Genomic DNA, 7,440 nt, shown 5'->3' on the forward strand with positions numbered 1-7,440 from the left:
CCCTTTTTGTATGCAAAAATCCCATTAATAGATTACCACTTGGATAATCCATCAACAGGATTTAGTGTAGAGCCTTATTGTTTAGCGGAAGTTAGCTAACGCTGCGTTCTTTATCAGCGTTCATTTCTTCCTTCGTCATCACGTCATTGATGTGTAGTTCAAACTTGACCAGTTTGAGGCCGGTCATTTTTTCAATCTCGGCAGCTACTTCCTTGCAGACGTTCTTGAAGATCTCTGGTGCGGATTTGCCATATTCAATCGTGGCGTCCATCTGCACGGCGACTTGTTTTTCGCCAGCATCAACCTTGATGCCCTTGGTAATGTCGGTGCCGGAAGTTACCTTGTCGGCAAATTCACTGAACATATTACCGTCGAGCGAGATGATCCCAGAGACGCGGCTAGCGGTGATTCCGGCAATCTTTTCAATGACTTGGTCATCAAAGGTTAATTTTTGGTCGACAGCTGGTTTGGTTGTTTGGTTTGTGTTAGGCATAGTAGTTCCTCCTTGGAATTGTCTTAGTTACTGATTCTTTTCAGTAACCGTTGTGTAAAGTCGTTAATTGAGTACCCTAGAATGTCTAAGATGTAGCCAATTGCGCCGAGAACTAAAGTTGTCAGCAGGATCGCCAGCATGGGGAGAAAGCCCCAGGCAACCCAACTGATGCTGATGATCAGTCCGACCACCATAAAGATTGCCGTTAGTTTCATTGCGCACCTCCTAAACGATGGCGACGTCCTGTTTGTGGTTGAACGGCCTGAGATTTACCCGCAACTTGCGGAGATCGATATCAAACTGTTCTTTCAGATTAGTGGCGATGTGATCGTGGATTGACCGTTTCAGGTGCCGTGAATCCGATCGCTGGGATAAGATCCCGTTGACCGTGACGTCAGCCTGCTGGCTATTTTTGTGCATCCTGATTTTGGCGTCAGTGTTGTACAAGTCGTAGTCGGCAAGTGCCAGCTGAACGTTCTTTTCTACCGCTTGCTGGTCGATCTTGACCCGGTAAGGGCCATCATTGACGATGGTTAACTGCTTACTGGTTGTCGGGCGAAAGACCGCGATAGCGATTGTTGCGATTGCCAGAACAATTAAGTAACTGGCGACGATGACGATGGTGATTTGTCCGGCCCTGGTTGCTAACCAGCCAAGGATTAGCTGGGCAGCGGGTTCATTCTGGAAGTACCAGAGAAGAATTGTGCCGGCCCCTAGTAGCGCCTGAATGATGAATAACCAGGCGACCCACCATTTTTTCCATGCGGCCATTGACGTCACTCCTTTCGTGGGGTGGCTGTGCTTTGCTGTGTTAATACTATAACAGTGGTAATTGAAAGATTGCCACAAAAACAAACCCATTTAAGGGATTGTTAAGGCGCTACCCGTATTTTATTCATACTCTTCATCAATTATTCTTACTTCTGAGATTTGAACGCTTAGTATGATTAGAAAATAATTAAAAATGGAACCGTTTGCGAGCGGATTGGTACTAGCTATACCAGATTAGCCATGTTAGTATATTAGAAATTAATGAGAAAGGAGGGCTGCGAAGATGCGACGACGGTTGAGATCTTGAATGGAGGAATGTTATGAATAATAAGCAAAATCAGAAATGGTGGGGACTGGCCTTCGTTTGGGCTGGCGCCCTGGTATCAATTCCCAGTTTATTGCTGGGCGGGACCTTGGTCTCGGGAATGAACCTAATGCAGACACTGCTGACGGCGCTTGTCGGCTACGTCCTGGTGGTCATTATTATGATCTTTCAGGGAATGCAGAGTTCTGATTTGGCACGGCCAACAGTAAAAGTTGCCGAGTATGTCTTTGGCAAGAAGGGTTCGCAACGGGTGATTTCGGCCCTCATTGCGGTCGGCTGTTTAGGCTGGTTTGGTATCCAGGCCAACGTTGCCGGGGCGGCTTTTAACGGTCTGTTGGCTGCCTTCGGAATTCACTTGCCACTGTGGGTGGCCGACCTCTTCTGGGGAGTCATCATGGTTGGCACAGCCATCTACGGCATTCGAGCCGTTCGCTGGCTGACCTATGTGGCGGTGCCATACCTGGTCTTGGTTTGCTTGTACGGGTTATTCCACGCGATGCAGACGACTAGCTGGTCCCAACTGCTGGCTTACCAGCCGGCGCACCACCTCTCCTTTGCGACGGGGTTGACCACCACCCTCGGTGGCTTTGCGCTTGGTGCAGTGATTGCTGGTGACTACTCCCAGTACAGTCCGCGGCGGCGTGACGTTGTTAAGGCAGCGGTCTGGGGCGTGATCCCAGCCGGAGTCTTGATGATTGCCGTTGGTGCCATTCTGACGATTGCTTACCGTTCATCGGATCTCAGCGCACTCTTTATTAAGGTTGCGACACCGCTGGTTGGGGGACTAGCACTCGTTTTAGCAACCTGGAAGGTGAACGTCATTAACGCTTTTTCTGGCGGAATTGCGTTTAATAACATCTTCAATGTCCCACCAAAATACCAGAAACTGGCGGTCTTCCTTGTTGGTATGGCGGGGACAGTCCTGGCCATCTTTGGCATTATGAATTTCTTTGAACCGGTAATGAACCTACTGGGAGCAATGGTGCCCCCGGCGGCGGGAGTGATGTCAGCTGCTTACTGGCTGGTTCATCGCGGTCACGTTGATGACCATGCGCCAGTTGCTGATTATCACTGGCAAGGAATTGTTGCCTGGGCGGCGGGAGCATTGATCGCTGCCGTTCCGGTTGTCATGTCATTTTTCCCGGGCTTACCACACTTGGCGGTCAACCCGCTAACGGGAATTGTGATCTCCCTGGTACTCTACCTCCTATTAGCCCGGCTGAGCCAGCCGGCAAATGACACCCGGCGCGAAGAAGCGGAAGACTAGAAAAGGAGGGAGTTCCGTGCGTGAATTAAGACAACAAGATGTGGAAGACATTACTACTGGTGCCTCTTTTATGGGCGCTGGCGGAGGTGGTGACCCTTATGTGGGCAAGCTAATGGCCAAAGTGGCGATTGCTAAGGGCCAACCAGTCAAGCTAATTTCGGTTGATGACGTCGATCCGGATGCTATTTATGCACCGGTTGCTTGTATGGGCGCGCCATCAGTAATGACTGAGAAGTTCCCCAAGGGGGATGAATTTCAACGAGTGCTGAACGCAGTGGCTGAACGACGCCACCAAAAGATTGGGGGAATTTTTCCCATTGAAGCTGGTGGTGTCAATTCGATGATCCCACTGGTGTTAAGTGCTCAGACTGGCATTCCGGTCGTCGACGTCGATTCAATGGGGCGGGCGTTTCCGGAACTGCAGATGACGACACTCCACTTAGCCGGGGTAACCGTCTCACCAATGGCGATTACCGATGAAAAAGGGAACCTTGGTTTGTTAGAAACGGTCACCGATAAGTGGGCCGAATTGCTGGCGCGTGACATGACGGTGGAACTAGGAGCAACGGCAGTTGTTTCGCTCTTCTCGACTACCGGTAAAATGCTGCAACAAGTGGGCGTTCACGGTATTTTGACTAAGTGTCAGCGCTTGGGACAGGTTGTCCGCCAACATTCTCGTGGTCGTCAGTGGCAGCTAGAACAAATTCACCAGCTGACTGGCAGTTTTCACCTGTTTGATGGCAAGGTGGTTGACGTGTCTCAAACGACAGCGGGTGGTTTCAACCACGGCCAAATTACGGTGGAAGGATTGAAGGACTTTGCTGGTCATCAACTAGTCATTGACTACCAAAACGAAAATTTGATTGCCAAGTTAGATGATCGGGTGGTTACGAGCGTCCCGGACTTGATTTGCCTGGCTGACATTGATTCGCTGACGCCGTTTACGGCAGAAGACATTCGCTATGGCAAACGCTTGTCTGTTTTTGGCTTGCCATGCGACCCGCAATGGCGGACGACGAAGGGGCTGGTGACGGTTGGCCCGCGGTACTTCGGTTATGACTTTGATTACGTGCCAGTGGAACAGCTGGTGACAGAAGGAAGGTGAGCTGATGAGATACAGGCTTGGCGTTGATGTTGGCGGAACCAATACCGACGCAGTGATTTTAACCAGCGACAACCAGGTGGTGGCCCATACCAAATCGCATACCACTAAGGATATTCAAACGGGGATTGCCAGATCGATCCAGCAAGTTCTCCAAACAAGCGAGATTGACGGCAGCCAACTTGACGTCGCGATGCTGGGAACCACCCAGTGTACGAACGCCATTGTTGAGCGCAAAAATTTGATTTCGGTCGGGGTGATCCGCCTGGGTTACCCGGCGACCCTCTCATTGCCACCATTTACTGAGTGGCCGGCTAACCTGGTAGACGCACTAGCCCCCCTTTCAGCAACCCTCCATGGGGGTAATGAGTTCGATGGGCGCCCGATTTCACCGTTTGATCCGGAAGAGGTTAAGGAACTATTGCAAAAGTGGGCTGGTAAGGTAGACTCATTAGCAGTCATCGGTGTTTTTTCGCCGGTTAATGACCAGCAGGAGCAGGCGGTTGCCAAGCTGGCACACCAGCTGTATGGGGATGACTTCCCGGTTTCTTGTTCAGCGGCAATTGGGTCACTCGGCCTGATTGAACGGGAAAACGCGACGATTCTTAATTCGGCCCTTAATCGGGTGATGAAACGGACGGCTGATGGTTTCGTGAGCTCCCTTCAGCAGGCAGGCATTGCCAATGCTACCCCGTACCTGTGCCAAAATGATGGGACACTAATGTCCATTGACTACGCGCGGCAACACCCGATCTTGACGATTGGGAGCGGGCCAACTAATAGTATCCGTGGGGCGGCTTACCTATCCTCATTGAAGGATGCGGTGGTGCTCGATATTGGTGGGACCACTGCTGACCTCGGGGTATTGGTTAACGGCTTCCCGCGGGAGTCTTCTGTAGCGGTAGAAGTTGGTGGAATTCGAACGAACTTCCGGATGCCAGACATCCTGTCGATTGGCCTGGGCGGTGGTAGTATTGTCCGCCAAACGCCTGAAGGTAAAGTGACCGTCGGACAAGACAGTGTCGGTTACCAGATTGAGGAACGGGCTGTCTGCTTTGGTGGTGACACGGTAACGGCAACGGATATCGCTGTCCGCCTGGGGTTAGCTACAGTTGGTGACCCCCAGCTCGTTAAGCAAAAGGTCAGCTTAAAACTGGCTAAGCAGGCTGGCCAACGGATTAAAGAAATGCTGGAAGAAAGTATTGATAGTGTTAAGACGGAGGCGGGCGATGTCAACCTGCTACTGGTGGGCGGCGGAGCAATTATTGCCCCGCAACAGTTAGCGGGTGTCGGTAAGATCTTCCGTGATCCGTTAGGTGCGGTTGCCAATGCCATTGGGGCATCAATTGCGCAAATCGGTGGCGAATACGAACGGCTTTACGCTTACGACCAGGTGCCACGTAAAAAGGCCCTGGCAGCTGCTGAAGAAAAAGCGGCTGGTCAGGCCACACGGGCGGGTGCTGATCCAGCCACGACACACCTGGTAGCAGTCGAAGAAACGCCGATTGCTTATGCGCCTGGCAATGCACACAAAGTCAAAGTGAAAGTTGTTGGCGAAATTAAACGTTAATGGCACAAAAAAACTCCATCGTCCAAGGGAACGGTGGAGTTTTTCACTGTCTTAAGCAGATTCGGTTAAGTGGTGGGTGACAAAGCCCTTCTGGATCCGCAGTGAAACGATCATTGCCAGCAGGTCAATGATGATAAAGGCTACCAGCGTAACATAGTAGTTGTGGAGGACTTGGTGGGTCCAGGAGAGCAGTAGCGGCCCGACCATTCCGGCAGCAGCCCAGGCAGTTAAGACGTAACCGTGGATAGCCCCCAGTTCCTTAGTACTGAAGACGTCGCCGAGGTAGGCGGGAATAACGGAGAAGCCTGCACCATAGCAGGACATCAAGAGGCACAGCGCAAGGGCGAAGATAAATGGTTGCTTAAAAATGATTAGGATCAACAACATTACAACGTCGAGGACAAAAATCAGGCTGTAGGTCAGTGGACGGCCGATGTAGTCAGACAAGGTCGCCCAGGCCAGTCGACCAAAGCCGTTAAATAGGCCGATGATCCCGACCATTACTGCTGCGGTTGCGGGAGTCATGGTTGTCATATTTTGGGCCATCGGGGAGGCTACCGAAACTAAGCCAATCCCAGTGGTGATGTTAATGAAGAACATAAACCAGAGGCAGGCAAACCAACGGGTCCGGACTGCTTGGCTTGCAGTCATTTCTTGGTTAGTTAAGCTGATTCTGGCAGCATTTTGGGCAATGACCGTTGGTAATTCGTGGGGATGCGGCTTCTTAATGAATTGTGCCGCGATGATCATCACGGTGAAGTAAAACAGCCCGAGGGCGTAAAAGGTGCGGACAAGACCAATCGTCAGGATTAACCGGAGAGCAACTGGGCCAGTCAGCAAGGCCGCAAAGCCGAAGCCCATGATGGCCAAGCCGGTTGCCAATCCCCGCTTGTCGGGAAACCAGCGGACAATTGTCGAGACTGGGGTGACGTAACCGGAACCGAGCCCCAGCCCGCCGATCACCCCGTAAGCAAGGTATAATAACCACAATTGACGGTTGTGGATGGCCAAGCCAGTGAGGGCAATGCCGGTACCGTAAAAAATACTGGAAATGGTACCAACCGTCGAAGGCCCGAACTTTTCTACCAACTGACCCATAAAGGCAGCTGACATTCCCAGGAAAAAGATGGCTAAACTAAAGGCAAAGGCAACGCTGGACTCCCGCCAGCCTGTTTCACGAACAATCGGCTTAGTGAAGACGCTCCAAGCGTAGACGCCGCCAATCATGAGGTGAAAGACAACCCCAGCTAGGGCCACACCATAACGCTTAAATGAAGACACGACTAGATACCCCTTTCTAAACACGAACATTAAGAAGTAAAAGCGAATTATAATTCGTAAATATAAAGTATCACGGTTTGGGGTGACCGGCAATAACAAATTACGGATTCGGTGGTTTTAATTTTAAATAATTAGTGGTCGCTCAGAATCGGGATAATTTAGCAAAAAATTCTTGCATTTTTCTGAGTCTTTGATATACTATTATTCGTTGATTGATGCTGACTTAGCTCAGTTGGCAGAGCATCGCATTAGTAATGCGGAGGTCGGAGGTTCGAATCCTCTAGTCAGCATAATTTAATCTTCAGAAGTCTTCAGAGTTTGCGCTTGTAACGTTGATCTGAAGGCTTTTTTGTACTTTTGAATAGCAATGAACTTTTTTGAATGAAGGTGTATTTTTAAGAATTAGGCACACACAAAGCACACAAGTTGAGAAAACTACTTTTTGTGTGCTTGAGCTATGACTCAATAGGGAGTATAAACATCGCTAAATCAACATTCAGAAGAGTTTTGTTGTGTGCCTAGAATTGCTGTGTTGGCAAATAAAAAGAGATGCTGTGACGTGTACCCATAAAGTTGGAAGTTGAATATTTCGACTGAAAAACTGAATAATAATTTTTTAGGCAACTAAGCT

7 protein-coding genes and 1 tRNA gene are annotated in these 7,440 nt (G+C 50.1%); 4 read left to right on the forward strand and 4 right to left on the reverse strand.

What is annotated here, in order from left to right:
- Positions 1 to 91 precede the first annotated feature (91 nt).
- Genes Q0E49_RS07560 through amaP form a run of 3 tightly spaced genes read right to left on the reverse strand, consistent with a single transcriptional unit; the run spans position 92 to position 1,264 of the window.
- Complete coding sequence (locus tag Q0E49_RS07560; protein ID WP_295747645.1) at positions 92 to 493, reverse strand: Asp23/Gls24 family envelope stress response protein; 402 nt, start codon at positions 491 to 493, stop codon at positions 92 to 94.
- 23 nt (positions 494 to 516) lie between these two features.
- Positions 517 to 708 (reverse strand): hypothetical protein, encoded by a 192-nt coding sequence (locus Q0E49_RS07565; RefSeq protein ID WP_295747647.1) that lies wholly within the window; start codon positions 706 to 708, stop codon positions 517 to 519.
- A 10-nt stretch (positions 709 to 718) separates the two neighbouring features.
- A complete protein-coding gene (gene amaP / locus Q0E49_RS07570; protein ID WP_295747649.1) occupies positions 719 to 1,264 on the reverse strand; it encodes an alkaline shock response membrane anchor protein AmaP in 546 nt (181 codons plus the stop codon).
- A gap of 320 nt (positions 1,265 to 1,584) precedes the next feature.
- Here amaP and Q0E49_RS07575 point away from each other — a divergent pair, with 320 nt between their 5' ends.
- From Q0E49_RS07575 to Q0E49_RS07585, 3 genes are read left to right on the forward strand one after another with little or no spacing between them, the layout of a single operon-like run.
- On the forward strand, positions 1,585 to 2,856 hold the full coding sequence (locus Q0E49_RS07575; protein ID WP_295747651.1) for a cytosine permease: 1,272 nt from the start codon (positions 1,585 to 1,587) through the stop codon (positions 2,854 to 2,856).
- Positions 2,857 to 2,872: 16 nt separating this feature from the next.
- Positions 2,873 to 3,961, forward strand: coding sequence for a DUF917 domain-containing protein (locus Q0E49_RS07580; protein ID WP_295747653.1), 1,089 nt, complete (start codon positions 2,873 to 2,875; stop codon positions 3,959 to 3,961).
- Between the two features lie 4 nt (positions 3,962 to 3,965).
- Entirely contained in the window at positions 3,966 to 5,528 is a 1,563-nt protein-coding gene (locus Q0E49_RS07585; protein WP_295747655.1) for a hydantoinase/oxoprolinase family protein, read from the forward strand.
- Positions 5,529 to 5,579: 51 nt separating this feature from the next.
- Here Q0E49_RS07585 and Q0E49_RS07590 read toward each other — a convergent pair whose 3' ends face one another.
- On the reverse strand, positions 5,580 to 6,839 hold the full coding sequence (locus tag Q0E49_RS07590) for an OFA family MFS transporter (protein ID WP_295747657.1): 1,260 nt from the start codon (positions 6,837 to 6,839) through the stop codon (positions 5,580 to 5,582).
- A 187-nt stretch (positions 6,840 to 7,026) separates the two neighbouring features.
- On the opposite strand from Q0E49_RS07590, the gene Q0E49_RS07595 reads away from it, so the two are divergent.
- A tRNA-Thr gene (locus tag Q0E49_RS07595) sits at positions 7,027 to 7,099 on the forward strand.
- Positions 7,100 to 7,440: the final 341 nt, after the last annotated feature.

Origin of the sequence: uncultured Limosilactobacillus sp. (genome assembly GCF_934202235.1) — a bacterium.
GTDB lineage: Bacteria > Bacillota > Bacilli > Lactobacillales > Lactobacillaceae > Limosilactobacillus.

Excerpts from the sequence above, each read along its gene's own strand:
- Q0E49_RS07575 (WP_295747651.1), top strand. The coding sequence starts at position 1,585 with ATGAATAATAAGCAAAATCAGAAATGGTGGGGACTGGCCTTCGTTTGG.
- Q0E49_RS07585 (WP_295747655.1), top strand. The coding sequence starts at position 3,966 with ATGAGATACAGGCTTGGCGTTGATGTTGGCGGAACCAATACCGACGCA.
- Q0E49_RS07560 (WP_295747645.1), bottom strand. The coding sequence starts at position 493 with ATGCCTAACACAAACCAAACAACCAAACCAGCTGTCGACCAAAAATTA.
- amaP (WP_295747649.1), bottom strand. The coding sequence starts at position 1,264 with ATGGCCGCATGGAAAAAATGGTGGGTCGCCTGGTTATTCATCATTCAG.
- Q0E49_RS07590 (WP_295747657.1), bottom strand. The coding sequence starts at position 6,839 with ATGTTCGTGTTTAGAAAGGGGTATCTAGTCGTGTCTTCATTTAAGCGT.
- Q0E49_RS07565 (WP_295747647.1), bottom strand. The coding sequence starts at position 708 with ATGAAACTAACGGCAATCTTTATGGTGGTCGGACTGATCATCAGCATC.